Below are 14,077 nucleotides of genomic sequence, written 5' to 3' on the forward strand. Positions count from 1 at the left end.
CTACTCGGAGACCTTCAAAGGATCATTCGGGAGGGCACGCCCTTCACGTGCCCTCCCGGAACCGATCCACAAGTCCCTGAGCACTGCTCGTCCTGGAGCACGAACTCGCTCACCCGGTCCACCGGGACACCCGCACCAGCGGGACCCTGGAGACGACAGCCCTCACGGTGACCGTCCTCGCCGCCGGCCTGCTGCCCGCCGCCCAGACGGCGGCCGTCGCGGCGGCGGAGTGGCTGGCCGTCACCACGGTGCGCTGGGCACAGGAACTGGCCTGCGACTCCGGGCTTGCGGTGTCGTTGGGGGTGGTTTGCCCGGCGGTGGACGGTGAGTGGGCGGCCCGGCCTGCGGATCCGACGGTGATGTCGTCGCTTGCCTGGTGCGTCACTTCGCGATGAGGCCCGTCGCGGCGGCGATCCGGCCAAGGGTGTGGCGCAGGGCCGCTGCTTCGGCGGGACTGATCGCCGCCAGCAGTTCCTCGTCGTTCTGCCGCGCCAGTGAGAGCGTCTGATGTCGCAGCTCGCGGCCGGTCGGCGTCAGTTCGATGAGCTGACGCCGACGGTCCGCGGTATCGCGTACCCGTCGTATGGCATCGAGTTGCTCAAGCTCGTCGAGCATGTCGACGACCACGCTGGCGGTCACGCCGATGGCCTTGGCCAGTTCCAGCTGTGCCAGGGGCCCGCCGGACAGGAGTTCCAGGACGGCGCAGTGCCGGGGGCGCAGCCCGAGGGGGGCCAGCCGATCCGCGAACCGCACGTTCACCTGTTGGCCCAGCTTACCCAGCAAGAAACCGACCGTGTCGGTCAAAGACTCTTCCGCTGCCACATCTTCAATGTTAGCGTAGCCATATGATTCGGTCACCGAATGATATGGCTCCCTCAGTAAATGTCCGTCGGTTCGGCGGGCTCGTTGCGCTCCTCACTGTGGTCTCGTCCGGCTACTTCACCGTATCCAGCCTGGTTGACCCAGGCGGCCTGGTGGCTGGGGGCGGCGAGGCTGCGCCCAGGACGTACGCCGCCTACATGGCGGCCCGCAGCATCGTCTTGCTCGGTGGACTGGTCTGGCTGCTGGCCGTACGCGCCTGGCATTCCCTCGGCCTGCTGCTCGCGCTGAACGGCGCGGTCCAGATCGTCGACGCAGTGATCGGCGCTATCCATGAGCAGGCCCCCCAGACGATCGGCCCCCTGCTGTTCGCCGCAGCCCTGCTGACAGCGGCCCGACTGCTCGGGGTCCGCGCCCGGCCTCGGGGACGGATCCGACCGACCTGAGGGGGAGTCAGTCACGACACCACGGAGTCAGTCACGACACCACGTCGTCCCGAAGGTCCGCACAGCGAAAAGGAGAAGACATGCACAACAAGAGATGGCTGACCGTCCTCTTGGTGACGCTTGCCGCCGTGACACAGCAGGCGGCCATAGCAGGGGACGCCACGGCGGCTTCTTCACATGTCCTGCGTGGCTGGAAGAACGTGGCCACCGGCTACTGCCTGGACAGCAACGCCGCTGGAGACGTCTACACACGGCCCTGTAGCAGTGGGGTGAACAACTTCCAGAGGTGGAAGGTCTCCCTCACGGGCGCAGTTGAGGACTACAGGTTCTTCGAGCTGCAGAACTACGCTACGGGACTGTGCCTGGAGAGCAACGTGTGGAACGCGGTCTACACGCATGCTTGCACGAGGGGGAATAACCAAACCTGGGTCTCTGGGAAACTGGACCACGGCTATATCTTCACCAACAATGCGACCAATAAGGTCCTGGACAGCAACGCGGACCGAAAGGTGTACACCCACGATTACAACGCGGGTAACTTTCAGCAGTGGATCTCTCTCAACTACTGAGCCGCATTCGGGCAGGGCGTGACTGGAGCTACACACACCGCCTCACCCAAACCGCCCACCCATCCGGACCGCTTCTTCGCTGCCGAGGAGCGCGACGACGACCTCGTCATGCTCGTGTAGTGGGTTGCCTCACCCCATTGGTTCCGCACCAAGTCACCGAACACCCGGGTTTCCCCCTGGACACACCGACCCTCCGCTTCCAGTGGGCCGGCCGGGCGGCCCGATCCATGAGGAAGGGCAGGGGCTGGGGCAGTGGCCGGCCGGGCGAGGGATAGGGCGCTCTGGGTGTCTGCTGCGCGTCGGCGGGGCCGCCGCGCCGGCACGCCGGACGGCTTGGTGCAAAGAGCCGGGGCGCTCGTCCCGGACCGGGACGCTATTCCTGCGGCCAGACCTGCATCACCGTGCCGGTCGCTTCGTCGGGCGGGGTGATGCGCCCGGCGGGCATGGTGCCGTACTCGCCGACCCAGCGGGAGAGCTTTCCGCGGGCGACGCTCTCCTTGTTCCACGAACCGTGCCGGACGGGCTGACCGAGAGAGGTGAGCAGCAGTGGTAGCGGCCGGGCTGTGACCTTTGACAGCGAACCTTGCCCGATTGCCACCGAAGAATGATTGACGACGGTTCGTGCCATCGGAGACTGACTGCGCAGGTCAAGGATGCCGCGGCCGGTCCAGTGGGACTACGCCCGGCTGTTCCTCGCCCCTTGGACGCCGTTTTGCCGAAGCGGCAACAGGAGTGGCGTGACCGGGCCACGATGGGCGACGTTGGGCCCATGACCGACAACATCACAGAGGGATCGCCCGCATCTGACACTTCCTTGCCCGCCGACGGATACGTCGGAGACCCCGCGGTGCGGGCGGAGTGGGACAACCGATACGCCGACCGACAACAGTTGTGGAGCGGCCAGCCCAACGGTGGGCTCGTGGCCGAGGTCGCCGGGCTCATGCCCGGGCGGGTGCTCGACGTCGGCTGCGGCGAGGGCGCGGACGCCGTCTGGCTCGCGCGCGGCGGCTGGGACGTGACCGCGCTCGAGGTCTCGGGCGTGGCGCTGGAGCGGGCGGCCGGGCACGCGCGGGACGCAGGCGTCACCGTTCGCTGGGTACACGCCGCGCTGACGGAAGCGGCGCTCCCGCCGGCCTCCTTCGACCTGGTCTCCGCTCAGTATCCCGCCCTGCTGCGCACCCCCGACGCCGCAGCCGAGCGAGCGCTGCTCGCGGCCGTCGCGCCCGGCGGCGTGCTGCTGCTCGTACACCACGCGGGGATGGACACCCAGCACGCGCACGACAGCGGCTTCGACCCGGCTGACTACGTCTGGCCCTCGATGGTCGCCGCCCTGCTCACCGACGACTGGAAGGTGGAGGTGAACGAGCAGCGACCACGCCTGGCACCCGACGGCGGCGCCGGCGCGCACCATACCGACGACCTGGTGCTGCGTGCGCGACGGCTGCGCTGAGCCCCTCCGCTCACAGCAGCCCTGGCATCTGGGCAGACTGGATGACCGAGCCACCGAAAACGGGCTGCGGCCTCTCATGGATCAAGGGTGTTCTCGCTACCTTCGAAACCGCGCAGTCGTTCCGGCTCGGGTGCCGATGAGTCCGCCTCAGCGCCCTGCCCCGCTCCGAAGGTCGAGCACATGGACATGGGCGGTCAACCTTTGTTGGCACGAACTGAGCAGCGGTTGACCTTCGATGGCAAACGGTCAAGGTTCACTGTCACAGGTCAGGCTGCTCTGACCTTTCGCAGTGAAGGTCGAGCATTCTCACTGAACATTGAGCGCGGATACGCCGCAGGTCAGAAGCCTGTTTAGCCCACTGTAGGCGTACTGACGGGCGAGCCGACACGCAGCGCGAGTCTGATCGTGTCCTGCCCATTGGTGTAGCGGCTTGCGCCTGGGTGCCCGCGTGGCTGTCATCGCCGGCCAAACCAGATGGCTCCGCCAATGCGCTGGTTGCGCCGCTGATCAGGGCTAGTAGCTGGTACGGCACACGCTCGACAACCAGGTGTACCCCACCCCAGTGCAGTTCGAGGAAAGGACGTGGGGATCGGTTCTCTGCGATTCGCGATGCCATGGAGACCTCCGACTCATCGGGGATACTCGGCACGCTCGCGGACGATCCGTGACTTCCCCGGTGTACCCGAGAGCCCTCTCGGGCCAACCCTCGCGCCACTCCTTACGCCGAATGGTGAGCGCCCATGCTCAGGAGCGTGAAACGGTACTCCTTGCCCTGTGCGGCAGCCTGCTCTGCACCTGGTGGGGAGGGTCATTGCGACGTCGAGCGCGCACACCTTCAGCAAGTCCTTCTACCAACAGGGCTGATCAACCGCCGAGGGCTCTTGCGGACCGCGTACCGCTACACCACTTCTTCGGACGCGATCGGCGTGAGACACGCCGCCCCCTCTCCCGCCGCTCGGCGCAACGCTCTGGCCAGCGCGCTTAACCATCGGTGGGGAACGCCGGTCACCAGCCTTCATTGAGAATCGCTCAGCCTTCGTTGCAAGGGGTCATGCTCGTCGGGGGTGCTGGGCACGCCGCCCATCATAGAAACGTGTGAACGATCTCCGTCTGAACCGCCATGCTTGCGGGCGATCCTGGCGTTTCTCGATCAGGGGATCGCCGAGACCGTGGCGATCTACCTGCGCCTGCAGACCAGGGCAGTCCGCCGGGCGCTGTCTGCGGTTGAGTGGGAGGCACCCGACGCTCGGCGGCTGCCGCCGCAGCCACGGTCGGCCCCTCAAGCACCCGCGCGGGAGGCGGCGGATGGATTCGTGGTGAAGAAGCGGCTGCACGCCGGGCATACCCGGGGCGCCACAGTTCACCGCGCCGACTGCACCGTGATCCAGCGCGACGCCAACCCCATCAGCCCCGACGACGCCCGTCAGGTGCTCACCGGCGACCGGGCGGTCTTCACCGCGTGTGAGTTCTGCCAGCCCGGCACGGCAGTGGGGACCTCCGTGCAGAGACGGTCTCCTCAGCTGTAGCCCGGGCGGGCCCGCCCCGCCGTGCGCGACGGGGCGGGCTTGGTGGGCTGTGTCAGCGGGCCCGTGTGACCGTGACGGGGGCGTTGGGGCAGGTGGTGAGCACGTCGGTGAGTGCGGTCTGCTCGGCGGTGTCGATGCTCAGGCCCCAGCGGGTCTTGTCGGCGACCCGGTCGGCGGCGTACTGGCAGCGGTACCCGGCGGCCAGCGCAGCCACGTGGAGGGGTCCTGGTCCGCCTTCGACCGGTTGGAGGCGGCCGAGACGGCGATCAGGGCGCGGTCGTCACCCAGGTCGTTGGCGTAGGCCTCGCGTTCCGCCGCGCTCCAGGCGGAAGCGTCGGAGTCCCAGGCCTCGGCGAGCGGGACCCGGTGGCCTATGTCCAACCCGGAGGGGCACTCGATGTAGCGGTCGTCGTAGGGCGAGGATCAGGAGCCGCCGCTCAGCGCGCACCGTGCGCCCTGCACCGGTGCGCTCACCGCCTTGGCCTTCAGGACCTTTGCACGGGTGTTGCGTCCGCCGCCACGGAGGCCAAGCTGCGGGAGGCCATGTCCCGGCTGCTGGCCGGCGAGCCCCTGCACACCGACGGGGCTCTGACCGAGGAGAACTTCGCCCGGGAGGCGAAGGTCAGCCACGCGACCGTCCACCGGGCCGAGGCGGTCCTGGCCGAGTGGGATGCCAGGGTCGCCCGCCCGGTCCTCCGCACCCCCGGCGAAGTGCAGCGAGACGAGACGATCGCCGAGCTCCGCAAGCAGCTGCGGGAGGCCGAGGCCCAGGTCACCGAGGTTCAGGGCAAGTTGGACGCGCTGGCCACGGTGGCCGCGAATCTCTACTACGAGAACCTCGCGCTGAAGAGGAAGCCGACAGCAGCTGGTGCCTGGCCGTCATCCCGGCCCAGGACGCTGACGCGCCACCGGTTCGAACAGACAGCTGAGCACAAAAGTCCGTACGCGATGGTGCACGACAGATTCGTACGCGACTGGGGACGTACTCGATCAGGCGGCAGTCCGCAGCGTGGTCTGGTCGGCGGCGAGGGCCTGGAGGCGAGAGGCCGCGGCCTGGGGGCCGAGTGCGGCCAGTGCCCACAGAGCGCTGAGGCGGCAGCCGGAGGACCAGATGCCGGTGGTCGGCGGCCGGAACGGGGCCACTGCGATGTTCTGGGCCGCGAATGGGTCCGGATCGAGATAGGTCAGGCCGCCGGTCCCGCACAGATACGTGCGGGCGCCGGTCGCGGCGGCCAGGTCGGCGAGCCGGACGGATCGGCCCGGCCGGGCGGTCAGACGGTTGCTGGTGAGGATCTGGCCCCGCCAGCCGATCAAGTCCAGCAGGATGCGGGTGGACATCTCAGCGACCATCGCGGTCCGTCCGGTGGCAAAGGCGTCCAGCACCGGGTCCAGGGCCCGGGCGAGGATCGGCCAGTGCGGGCTGGTCCCGAAGTGCTGCCGCAGCATCCCCGCGGTCCGTCGGCGGGCCAGGCCCACATCATTGATCAGCGCGTCCCGGATGAGGGTGGACCGTCCGCCGGGGAGATGGGTGGGGATGGTGAGCCACTGCTGCCGGGCCGGGTCATCAAGATCGGCGAGGCGGGCTCGGTGCTGGTAGTCGCGGCGGGTGAACTGCACGTCGTCCAGGACGATCCAGTAGTCCGCCGCGAACAGCTTGGCCAGCGTCGTCAGCCTCGGGAACACATTGGGCTGGTGGATCGCGCACAGCCCGCCAGGGGCGGGCAGGTCACGAGGCGATGAGGCGGCTGGTGAAGCCGCCGCGGATGAGGGATTCGTACGCGGCATGCACGTCCTCCGGGACCTCCTGCTCGATGGCGAATCCGAGCTTCGGATACTCGATGACCCGCTGGAGGTCGCCGACGAGCATGTCCAGGACGAGCTTCTCGTCGCCGATGGACTTCAGATAGTCGTCGAACTCCAGCGGCTCCGACGCACACAGGATCTCGACGTCGGGCCACAGCTTGCGAGCGGTCGCGAACGACCGCCTTTCCATATAGGGCTTGGAGACCAGCAGCACCGTCTTGGGGTGAATGCCGGCGGCGGCGAGGACCTCACGCGAGAGGGTGATGTTCTGCCCGGTGTTCGCCGCGTTCGGCTCCAGCAGGATCGCCTCGGCGGGGACGCCGAGGTCGATGGCGTGCTCGCGGAAGTGGACGGCCTCACCGCGCGGGAAGACCTTGGCGGTGGTGGGGCTGTTGCCGCCGGTGAACACCAGGGTCGGGAAGAGCCCGGAGCGATACAGCTCGGCGGCATGGGCGGCGACGCCGAGGTCGTGGCTGCCCAGTCCGATCGCCACGTTGACGGGCCGCAGCTCGTGGCTCATCTGGTGGTAGTCCCAGATCAGCTTGGCCTGGCGCCACTGGTCCTCGGTGATGGCCTGCTGGTCGCTCACGCGTTCTCCCTGGTCACCGTTGCCGGGGGCCGGTCGGCCCCCCGCTCATGGCCTTGATGCCCTCGCTACTGCGCAGTTGGTGCACGAGTCCGTACTGCGCGGCCACTTGGGCGGCCTGGTCGAGGACGAGGTGTCCATCATCCCGGGTTGCCGTGTCGGAGAGGAGGATGTGGCCATGAGCGGTGTCCAGTCGCACGCGTTGCATCGGTGATTCGGTGGTCCTGCTGTTGCGGGCGATGTCGATGAAGTGCAGGGCCTGGGTGAGATCGCCGGCGCCGCGGCGGGCGAGGGCGAGTTTCTGGTGGGCCACCGACCAGTCGTCCGGTTCGGTGAGGTCTTCGAAGTCGCGGGTCGCGGCCTGCATGACGCGGGTCGCATAGTCGTGCTGGCCGTCCTTGCTCAGCGCGGTCCCCACCCACAGCCTCGCCCTGGCCCGGTCGCGGCGGGAGAGCCGGTCGTCGACGGCGAGGGTCTCGTAGTTGCGGGCGGCGATCTCCAGCTTCCCGGACATCTCGGTGACCACTGCCAGGGACAGGTCGAGCTGGGCGACGCGGCGGGGGATGTCGAGCTGGGTGAAGACCGCGCGGGCGCCGGCATAGGAGTGCTGGGCGGACAGCGGGCCCAGGACGGCGCCCTGGTCGCGCCTCAGGTCGCCGAGCAGGGCGGTTGAGCGGGCGAAGAGATACAGGCCCTTCTCGTCCAGCTCGGGGGCCTTGAACCGGCTCAGCCACCGTGTCAGGAGGCTGTCGGCGAAGGCGAAGTCCTGATGGGAGAGGGCGACCACGACGCGGTCGAGGTCATCGGCCCAGGACTCGTACTCCCAGGCCCGGGGCCCGGAGGCGGTGACACGCCGCTGGGCAGTGGTCAGCGGGCTGGTCATCTCGGACAGGAGCGTTTCGAAGCGCAGGTGGACGGCGGCGTCCGCACGGCCAAGGGCGGTGTCGAGGATGGCCTGGGTGTCGGGTCGGGGCTCGGTGTCGGCGAGCTTGCTCTCCCACTTGGACACGGTCGCGACGGCCAGGCCGAGTTGCTGGGCGAAGGCCCGCACGCTCAGTCGCAGGGCGAGCCGCAGGGCCCTGGCCTCCAGGCCGGTCCAGTGGTGCACGGTCGCCACGCGTCACTCCCTTCCACCGGTCATCGAAGCAGATGCGTGCAGTCGGCGGGACGGAAGTGGAACGGAAGTAGAACGGCCGGTGATTGGCCGCGAGTTGGCCGGACGCCACGCTCAAAGGCGTCACCACTTGTGAGCCTTTTGGACGGTCCTGAGCATGGAACCGCTCACGGAGCATCGCCCGGTCAGCGGCCCGGTCGTTTACGGCTTCCTGCGGCTGGTGCGGGTCTCCCAAGCGCGGCAGGACGCACTGGTCGCCTCGCTCGCCGAGTACTGCCGCAGCCATGAGCTGCAACTGTCCGGCGTCTTCACCGACCGCAACGTCTCCGCCGGGGCCGCCTCGGCGGCGTTCACCGGACTGCTGGATGTGCTCGCGCTGCCGGACGTCTACGGCGTCGTCGCCCCGGCCATGTCGCACCTGGGGCAGAAGGCCATAGCCACTGGACGCGGGCGACGGATCGAGGCGGCCGGCTCGCGGCTGCTGCTGGTCCGCAAGCCCCGCACCGCCCACCACTCCGTCTCCCGCAGCGGCCCCGTCCGCCGCCGCCACCCCGGCACCACCCGCGTCCTGGACGCCGAGTCATGAGGACCGTGATGACCAAGACGAACCAGCGGTTCTTCGAGGCCCGGCCCGAGTCGGTCAGCCGGGCACGGTCCTTCACCGCCGAGGCCCTGGCCGACTGGGGTCTTCCGGACCGCGCCGAGGAAATCCGGCTCTGCGTCTCCGAACTCGCCACCAACGCGCTGGTCCACGGCACCGCCCCCGGCCACGGCTTCCTGGTCAAGCTCGACGCCGACGAGGAAGTCGTACGCCTGGAAGTGCACGACAGCCGCCGCCAGCACCCCGAGGCCCGGCAGGCCGCCGGCATGGACACCTCCGGACGCGGACTGGTCCTGGTGAACACCCTCGCCGACGGCTGGGGAGTCGAGGACCGCAGCCCGTTCGGGAAAATCGTCTGGTCCTGCTTCAAGGCCGCGGGAGGCACGACAGCATGAGCGTTCTGCTCACTTCGCCCGGCCCTGAGCTGCGGCTGCTGGTGTCGCTCGCCGCGTGGACCTGGCCCGGAACCCGCCCGGACGGCGGCGAGATCGCGCACATCCTCATCACCCACACTCCTGCCCTGACCGGCCCGGGCACCACCGAGACGGCCGAGGCCCGGATGCGGCGGCTGTCCGCCGCCCTCGGCGGCCTGGCCGGCGCCCGGGAGGTCGTCCCGGAGCTGGAGCGCTGCCTGCAGACCGTCGGCGACCAGGTGTTGCTGCATACCGCAGCCGGCGCGGACACCCGACGGGGTGGGCCGGCGCTGCGGCCAAGCTGTCGGTGATCGTCAGGACCGTGTGCGCGCCGGTGAGCTCCAGCAGTACGACAAGGCGGTGGTGGATCGGGCCGGCCGCCACCAGGCGGCCACTGCGGTGGATCCTGAGCAGGATGTTGAGCAGGGAGGAGTCGGCGAAGGCCACGCCGGACATGTCCAGGATGATGCGGCGGACCGTCGGATCGCTCACCGCGGCTTCACTGGCGTCAGCCAAGGGGGCGGCAGTGTCTAAGTCGAGTTCGCCTTCGCGCCATGATCCGAGTTCCTCCCACGTCGGGCTGCACCACCACACGTGCCCGGTCCATCCTCATCTCCATCCCGCTCGCCACCCAACCCCGCCGCGTCCGGGACCCTGCCTCATGCTGCCCGACCGGCCGGAGCGGCACACGCCGTCCCACACTTCTCGAAGAGGGGTTCCACCGGCGCTCTGTTGCCGCTCGGCTTGGCGGGTACATGCGCAGCATCTGTCGGCAGTGGGAAAGGGGATCTTGTGGTGGGAGCGCTGGTTGCGGGTGGGTGGGGGCTGTTCGCGGGCGCGGCGCTGCTGGTCGGCGCCGCCATCGGCATGTTCGTACGGGTCCCGCCGCGGTGGATCGCTCTGGTCATGGCGTTCGGCAGCGGTGTGCTGCTGTCCGCGGTGTCCTTCGAGCTGATCGCGGAGGCGTACGAACGTTCCGGCATCGTGCCGGTGCTCTTCGGCGCGGTCGGCGGGGCCGCCGTGTACTCGGGCGCGAACGCGCTGCTGGCACGGCGCGGTGCGCAGCACCGCAAGCGCTCCGGGCAGCAGCAGCCGTCCGAGTCGCAGGAGCCGGGTTCGGGCAACGCCATCGCCTTGGGCGCGCTGCTGGACGGCGTGCCGGAGTCCGTGGTGATCGGCACCAGCCTCCTGGGAGGCGGCCACCTGGGCACTGCCACGGTGGCAGCGGTGTTCATCAGCAACCTGCCCGAGGGCCTGGCCAGCGCCGCCGGCATGCGCAGCGCCGGCCGCAGCCGACGCTACGTATTCACCCTGTGGGGAGCCATCGCGCTGATCAGCGGCATGGCGGCGCTCGCCGGGTACACCGTGCTCGGCGGCGCCTCCGAAGCGGTGATGGCAGTGATCACCGCCGTGGCCGGCGGGGCGATCCTCGCCATGATCGCGGACACGATGATCCCCGAGGCGTACAGCAAGGTGCACCTGCTCACGGGACTGGTCACCGTGGCCGGATTCCTGTCCGCGTTCGCCCTGGCCCACCTCTGAACGCCGGTCTTCCCACCTCGCCCCGATAGGTCGGGGGACCTCCCCCCTCGTTACCTTCTTCGTGGCTCCGCAATAGGGCCTCCGGCCTTCGGGTCCGGCATGACTTCCCCCTTGTTTTTGATGATCCGGGGGGTGGTGTCACCGGGCCCGGAGGCATCGACGGACCGCTGATGAGGGGCTTGAGCACCGGCTTCACCCAAGCCGGAAGAGTTCCTCGATCGGGGCTCTGCCGCTGGCGGTCGCAAGGGACATGGGCTGCCCGGTCGCCTATCTGCCCGGGCTGACGATGCGGCGGATCGCCGACCTCTACCCGGGCGAGGCAAAGACGGACGCGAAGGACGCGTTCATCATCGCGGACGCCGCCCGCGCGATGCCGCACACGTTTTGGGCGATCGACGGCGAGGACGAGACGATCGCCGAGCTGGAGATGATCGTCGGCTTCGACGACGACCTGGCCGGCGAGGCCACCCGCGTCGCCAACCGGCTGCACGGCCTGCTGACCCAGATCCATCCGTCGCTGGAACGGGTCCTGGGACCGCGGTTGCAGCACCCGGCCGTCCTGGCCTTGCTGGAGCGGTTCGGCTCACCGGCACAGATACGCAAGGCGGGCCGTCGGCGGCTGGTCACGCTGCTGCGGCCGAAGGCACCGAGGATGGCCGAGCGGCTGGTCGAGGAGATCTTCGCCGCGCTGGACGAGCAGACCGTCACCGTTCCGGGGACCGAGGCGGCCGCGTTGATCGTCCCGAGTCTGGCCGGATCGCTCGCCGCCGTGCTCGATCAGCGCAAGCTGTGGCCGGGCGGATCGAGGAACTCCTGGAGGACCACCCTCTTTCCAAGGTCCTGACGTCCATGCCGGGAGTCGGCGTCAGGACCGGAGCCCGCATCCTGATCGAGGTCGGCGACGGCAGCACCTTCCCGACCGCCGGCCACCTCGCCGCCTACGCCGGTCTCGCCCCGGCGACCCGGAGCTCGGGCTCATCGATCCGCGGCGAACAGCCCTCCCGGAGAGGAAACAAGCAGCTCAAACGAGCTTTCTTCCTCTCCGCGTTCGCAGCCCTGGGCGACCCGGCCTCCCGGGCCTACTACGACAGAAAGATCGCGCAAGGCAAGCACCACACCCAGGCCCTGCTCTGCCTCGCCCGACGCAGGGCCGATGTCCTGTTCGCCATGCTTCGCGACGGAACCTTCTACGAACCCCAACCCGCCAGGTCAGGCTGAATCGCCGAGAGCCCGCCGCGCTTCGGCCCACAGCCGCTCGAATTCCTCCGCGGAGATCTCGGCTGCCTGCGGCTGGTCCTGCCAGCCGTCCATGGGACCTTCGGAGAGAACGCCGTACTGCCGTTCATAGCGGAACATCGCCGCAAGATCGGCATGATCACGCAAGTGCAGCACCTCTTCCAAAGAGGCCGCCGTCACCGGTCGCGAGTCCTGCCCCCGGACCTCAACCTGTCGCGCTGCCCAGCCTTCGTCATCGGCCTCGAAATACAGCCACAGATCTTCGTCCTCGTAGTAGGTGCGGAACCAGGTCGTCATGCCGCCATCCTGACCCACGACCTTGACCAAAGAGATAGGGGCACCCCCCACCCGCCGGCAACCCGGGAAGGCCCGGTTCACGCAAGAGCCGAGGCGTGGGGGCAGGTCGGCGGAGAGGGAAGGGCGGGGATGCGCATGCGCAGCAGGAGGTCGTCCTCGACGCCGGCGCTGGCGGTGCTCTGCCAGGTGACCCCCGGGTGGCGTGCGCGAAGGTGCGACAGCGCCCGGGTGCCCAGGCCGGTGTCGCGGAACGGCTTGTTGATCGAGACGGCGGTGATGACGCCCCGGTCGCAGGCTGAGCAGACCTGGTAGCGGACCTGGCCGACAACCTGGCGCACGTTCACCAGGAGCAGGCATTCCTCACTGTGGCCTGCTGATGAGCCGGGGATGTGGGTGGAGAGGAACTCGACCGCCGTGTAGGCGCGGATCCGGCGGCGCAGCCGGGCGGCGAAGCCGCGGTGGCGAGCGTGCCTGGCAGGGCCTGAGCCGGGAGCAGCCGGGCGGCCGGACTGGGCGGAAGAAGTGCTCTCGAGTCGCGCGTGGTGTCCGTGCATGAGGTTCGTGTGCCCCGGCCCCGGGCCTCACCCGCCCGTCCCGGCGAACCGCGCGTCAGCCGGCCCTGCCCCCGCCCTCGCCCAACGGGTACAGGGACGTGAGCTGCGTCCAGCACCGCTCGAGGTGCTGGTCGACTTCCAGCCAGACCTGGCCTTCAGGCATGCCATCCCCTCGCCCCTGCGGGCTTTGAGTGTGGAACCTGCGCTGGCTGCGGGAGCCGTACGGCGCCACGGGGGCCGGGCGGCGCTGGCACCCCGGCGGTCGCGCGGAGGCCGGGTTGCCGCCCAGCGGGCGATCAGGACCACAGCGGTGACAGCCGCGGCAACTGCGTGCAGGCCGGGGTGCGGGGCCACGAGGTTCCTCCGGTCGGTCAAGGCGGGCGGGTTCAGCCGGGCCAGGTTCCGGTCAGGCGTCGCGTGGTGGCCGCTCCTGCCCGGTCGACGGCGGCCTTGACGACGGCGAAGATCGCTCCTTGCAGGGCTGCGGCGAGTAGGACCTCCTGCCAGGTGCGGTCCTCGTCGGTGGCGTCCGGGGCGTCGTCTTCGTGGCCGATCAGCTTCCACGCCTGCTTGAAGGCGATGCCCGCGGCCATACCGCTGACGGCGCCCAGGGCGAGCCCGACGGGCTTGTAGCCGATCGTTGCTGCCTTCACCTGTGCCTCCGGGTGCGGCGCAGGAGCAGGAACACGGCCAGCGCTGCCGCGGCAGCCAGCAGCGGGGTGCGGTTGGTCCGCGCCATCGTGACCGCTGAGGCGGCCTTCTCGCGCACCGGGGCCGGTGTCCGCTCGGTGATCAGGTGGCCGGCGTGGGCCGCGCTGTCACGGACCTGGGCCGCGGCGTGGGCCGCTGTGTCCAGGACCGGGTCGGGGGTCTAGTCCTTGATCAGCTCGGCGGCGTGGGATGCCTTGTCCCGGAGCTGGCCGGTCAGGAGCGCGGCTTGCTCGGCGGCCTGCTCCTTGACCTCGGCGGCCTTCGCCTTGGTCTGCGCCTTGACGTCGGCCTTGGCGGCGAGCGCCTCGACGGCCTGGCCCAGCTCGTCGCGGGTGTGCTCGACCTGCTCGCGCAGCTCTTCCGGGGTCGGTGCGGGCCCGTCGCCCTGCGGCTGGTGGCTCATCGGTGTG

18 protein-coding genes and 3 pseudogenes are annotated in these 14,077 nt (G+C 69.5%); 10 read left to right on the forward strand and 11 right to left on the reverse strand.

The window, feature by feature from the left end; translation table 11 throughout:
- Positions 1 to 167: 167 nt before the first annotated feature.
- Positions 168 to 395 carry a hypothetical protein gene (locus tag JK361_RS38640; protein WP_201827436.1) on the forward strand — a complete coding sequence of 76 codons (228 nt, stop codon included), beginning with the start codon at positions 168 to 170 and terminating at the stop codon, positions 393 to 395.
- Here JK361_RS38640 and JK361_RS38645 read toward each other — a convergent pair.
- Positions 382 to 822 carry a MarR family winged helix-turn-helix transcriptional regulator gene (locus JK361_RS38645; protein ID WP_201827438.1) on the reverse strand — a complete coding sequence of 147 codons (441 nt, stop codon included), beginning with the start codon at positions 820 to 822 and terminating at the stop codon, positions 382 to 384. The two genes, JK361_RS38640 and JK361_RS38645, sit on opposite strands and share 14 nt — an antisense overlap.
- Before the next feature lie 197 nt (positions 823 to 1,019).
- Between JK361_RS38645 and JK361_RS38650 the strand changes: the two genes are divergently transcribed.
- Complete coding sequence (locus JK361_RS38650) at positions 1,020 to 1,265, forward strand: hypothetical protein (protein ID WP_201827440.1); 246 nt, start codon at positions 1,020 to 1,022, stop codon at positions 1,263 to 1,265.
- Positions 1,266 to 1,345: 80 nt separating this feature from the next.
- On the forward strand, positions 1,346 to 1,834 hold the full coding sequence (locus JK361_RS38655; protein ID WP_201827442.1) for an RICIN domain-containing protein: 489 nt from the start codon (positions 1,346 to 1,348) through the stop codon (positions 1,832 to 1,834).
- Between the two features lie 373 nt (positions 1,835 to 2,207).
- On the opposite strand, the gene JK361_RS38660 is transcribed toward JK361_RS38655, so the two are convergent.
- Positions 2,208 to 2,432 (reverse strand): hypothetical protein, encoded by a 225-nt coding sequence (locus tag JK361_RS38660; protein ID WP_201827444.1) that lies wholly within the window; start codon positions 2,430 to 2,432, stop codon positions 2,208 to 2,210.
- 171 nt (positions 2,433 to 2,603) lie between these two features.
- On the opposite strand from JK361_RS38660, the gene JK361_RS38665 reads away from it, so the two are divergent.
- The gene (locus tag JK361_RS38665; RefSeq protein WP_201827446.1) at positions 2,604 to 3,284 is read left to right on the forward strand and encodes a class I SAM-dependent methyltransferase; all 681 of its coding nucleotides are present in this window, start codon (positions 2,604 to 2,606) and stop codon (positions 3,282 to 3,284) included.
- A 1,124-nt stretch (positions 3,285 to 4,408) separates the two neighbouring features.
- A complete protein-coding gene (locus tag JK361_RS38670) occupies positions 4,409 to 4,810 on the forward strand; it encodes a DUF6233 domain-containing protein (protein WP_201827448.1) in 402 nt (133 codons plus the stop codon).
- 52 nt (positions 4,811 to 4,862) lie between these two features.
- On the opposite strand, the gene JK361_RS41825 is transcribed toward JK361_RS38670, so the two are convergent.
- The 4 genes from JK361_RS41825 to JK361_RS38690 form a co-directional block, all read right to left on the reverse strand.
- Complete coding sequence (locus JK361_RS41825; RefSeq protein WP_236054566.1) at positions 4,863 to 5,024, reverse strand: hypothetical protein; 162 nt, start codon at positions 5,022 to 5,024, stop codon at positions 4,863 to 4,865.
- A gap of 776 nt (positions 5,025 to 5,800) precedes the next feature.
- On the reverse strand, positions 5,801 to 6,493 hold the full coding sequence (locus tag JK361_RS38680; RefSeq protein WP_307787444.1) for a WbqC family protein: 693 nt from the start codon (positions 6,491 to 6,493) through the stop codon (positions 5,801 to 5,803).
- A 43-nt stretch (positions 6,494 to 6,536) separates the two neighbouring features.
- Positions 6,537 to 7,202 carry a YdcF family protein gene (locus tag JK361_RS38685; protein ID WP_201827451.1) on the reverse strand — a complete coding sequence of 222 codons (666 nt, stop codon included), beginning with the start codon at positions 7,200 to 7,202 and terminating at the stop codon, positions 6,537 to 6,539.
- 13 nt (positions 7,203 to 7,215) lie between these two features.
- The gene (locus JK361_RS38690) at positions 7,216 to 8,316 is read right to left on the reverse strand and encodes a helix-turn-helix domain-containing protein (protein WP_201827453.1); all 1,101 of its coding nucleotides are present in this window, start codon (positions 8,314 to 8,316) and stop codon (positions 7,216 to 7,218) included.
- 154 nt (positions 8,317 to 8,470) lie between these two features.
- On the opposite strand from JK361_RS38690, the gene JK361_RS38695 reads away from it, so the two are divergent.
- From JK361_RS38695 to JK361_RS41830, 3 genes are read left to right on the forward strand one after another with little or no spacing between them, the layout of a single operon-like run.
- A complete protein-coding gene (locus JK361_RS38695; protein ID WP_201827455.1) occupies positions 8,471 to 8,899 on the forward strand; it encodes a hypothetical protein in 429 nt (142 codons plus the stop codon).
- An 8-nt stretch (positions 8,900 to 8,907) separates the two neighbouring features.
- Complete coding sequence (locus tag JK361_RS38700; protein WP_201827457.1) at positions 8,908 to 9,309, forward strand: ATP-binding protein; 402 nt, start codon at positions 8,908 to 8,910, stop codon at positions 9,307 to 9,309.
- Positions 9,306 to 9,638 (forward strand): hypothetical protein, encoded by a 333-nt coding sequence (locus JK361_RS41830; RefSeq protein ID WP_236054567.1) that lies wholly within the window; start codon positions 9,306 to 9,308, stop codon positions 9,636 to 9,638. Before JK361_RS38700 ends, JK361_RS41830 begins: the two co-directional genes overlap by 4 nt.
- Before the next feature lie 40 nt (positions 9,639 to 9,678).
- Here the strand turns inward: JK361_RS41830 and JK361_RS42795 are convergent.
- Positions 9,679 to 9,921: pseudogene (locus tag JK361_RS42795) on the reverse strand (STAS domain-containing protein); the annotation flags it as partial.
- A 198-nt stretch (positions 9,922 to 10,119) separates the two neighbouring features.
- Between JK361_RS42795 and JK361_RS38710 the strand changes: the two are divergent.
- Both JK361_RS38710 and JK361_RS38715 read left to right on the forward strand, forming a co-directional pair.
- Positions 10,120 to 10,869: a ZIP family metal transporter gene (locus JK361_RS38710; protein ID WP_201827461.1), complete on the forward strand. Its 750-nt coding sequence runs from the start codon at positions 10,120 to 10,122 to the stop codon at positions 10,867 to 10,869.
- Between the two features lie 211 nt (positions 10,870 to 11,080).
- Positions 11,081 to 12,087: pseudogene (locus JK361_RS38715) on the forward strand (IS110 family RNA-guided transposase); the annotation flags it as partial.
- Here JK361_RS38715 and JK361_RS38720 read toward each other — a convergent pair.
- The 4 genes and pseudogenes from JK361_RS38720 to JK361_RS38735 all read right to left on the reverse strand — a co-directional run bounded on the left by JK361_RS38720 (position 12,079) and on the right by JK361_RS38735 (position 14,070).
- Complete coding sequence (locus JK361_RS38720; RefSeq protein WP_201827463.1) at positions 12,079 to 12,402, reverse strand: hypothetical protein; 324 nt, start codon at positions 12,400 to 12,402, stop codon at positions 12,079 to 12,081. The pseudogene JK361_RS38715 and the gene JK361_RS38720 overlap by 9 nt on opposite strands.
- 77 nt (positions 12,403 to 12,479) lie before the next feature.
- Positions 12,480 to 12,956 carry a hypothetical protein gene (locus JK361_RS38725; RefSeq protein ID WP_236054568.1) on the reverse strand — a complete coding sequence of 159 codons (477 nt, stop codon included), beginning with the start codon at positions 12,954 to 12,956 and terminating at the stop codon, positions 12,480 to 12,482.
- A 386-nt stretch (positions 12,957 to 13,342) separates the two neighbouring features.
- Complete coding sequence (locus JK361_RS38730) at positions 13,343 to 13,609, reverse strand: DUF4235 domain-containing protein (RefSeq protein WP_201827464.1); 267 nt, start codon at positions 13,607 to 13,609, stop codon at positions 13,343 to 13,345.
- Positions 13,606 to 14,070 (reverse strand): annotated as a pseudogene (locus JK361_RS38735) (DUF3618 domain-containing protein). The gene JK361_RS38730 and the pseudogene JK361_RS38735 overlap by 4 nt, the downstream one beginning before the upstream one ends.
- Between the last annotated feature and the right edge of the window lie 7 nt (positions 14,071 to 14,077).

Source organism: Streptomyces musisoli (genome assembly GCF_016741855.1).
Lineage (GTDB): Bacteria > Actinomycetota > Actinomycetes > Streptomycetales > Streptomycetaceae > Streptomyces > Streptomyces musisoli.

What these genes read in the sequence shown, in the direction of transcription:
- JK361_RS38650 (WP_201827440.1), top strand. Translation starts at nt 1,020, where the DNA reads ATGGCGGCCCGCAGCATCGTCTTGCTCGGTGGACTGGTCTGGCTGCTG.
- JK361_RS38655 (WP_201827442.1), top strand. Translation starts at nt 1,346, where the DNA reads ATGCACAACAAGAGATGGCTGACCGTCCTCTTGGTGACGCTTGCCGCC.
- JK361_RS38665 (WP_201827446.1), top strand. Translation starts at nt 2,604, where the DNA reads ATGACCGACAACATCACAGAGGGATCGCCCGCATCTGACACTTCCTTG.
- JK361_RS38695 (WP_201827455.1), top strand. Translation starts at nt 8,471, where the DNA reads ATGGAACCGCTCACGGAGCATCGCCCGGTCAGCGGCCCGGTCGTTTAC.
- JK361_RS38700 (WP_201827457.1), top strand. Translation starts at nt 8,908, where the DNA reads ATGACCAAGACGAACCAGCGGTTCTTCGAGGCCCGGCCCGAGTCGGTC.
- JK361_RS41830 (WP_236054567.1), top strand. Translation starts at nt 9,306, where the DNA reads ATGAGCGTTCTGCTCACTTCGCCCGGCCCTGAGCTGCGGCTGCTGGTG.
- JK361_RS38720 (WP_201827463.1), bottom strand. Translation starts at nt 12,402, where the DNA reads ATGACGACCTGGTTCCGCACCTACTACGAGGACGAAGATCTGTGGCTG.
- JK361_RS38725 (WP_236054568.1), bottom strand. Translation starts at nt 12,956, where the DNA reads ATGCACGGACACCACGCGCGACTCGAGAGCACTTCTTCCGCCCAGTCC.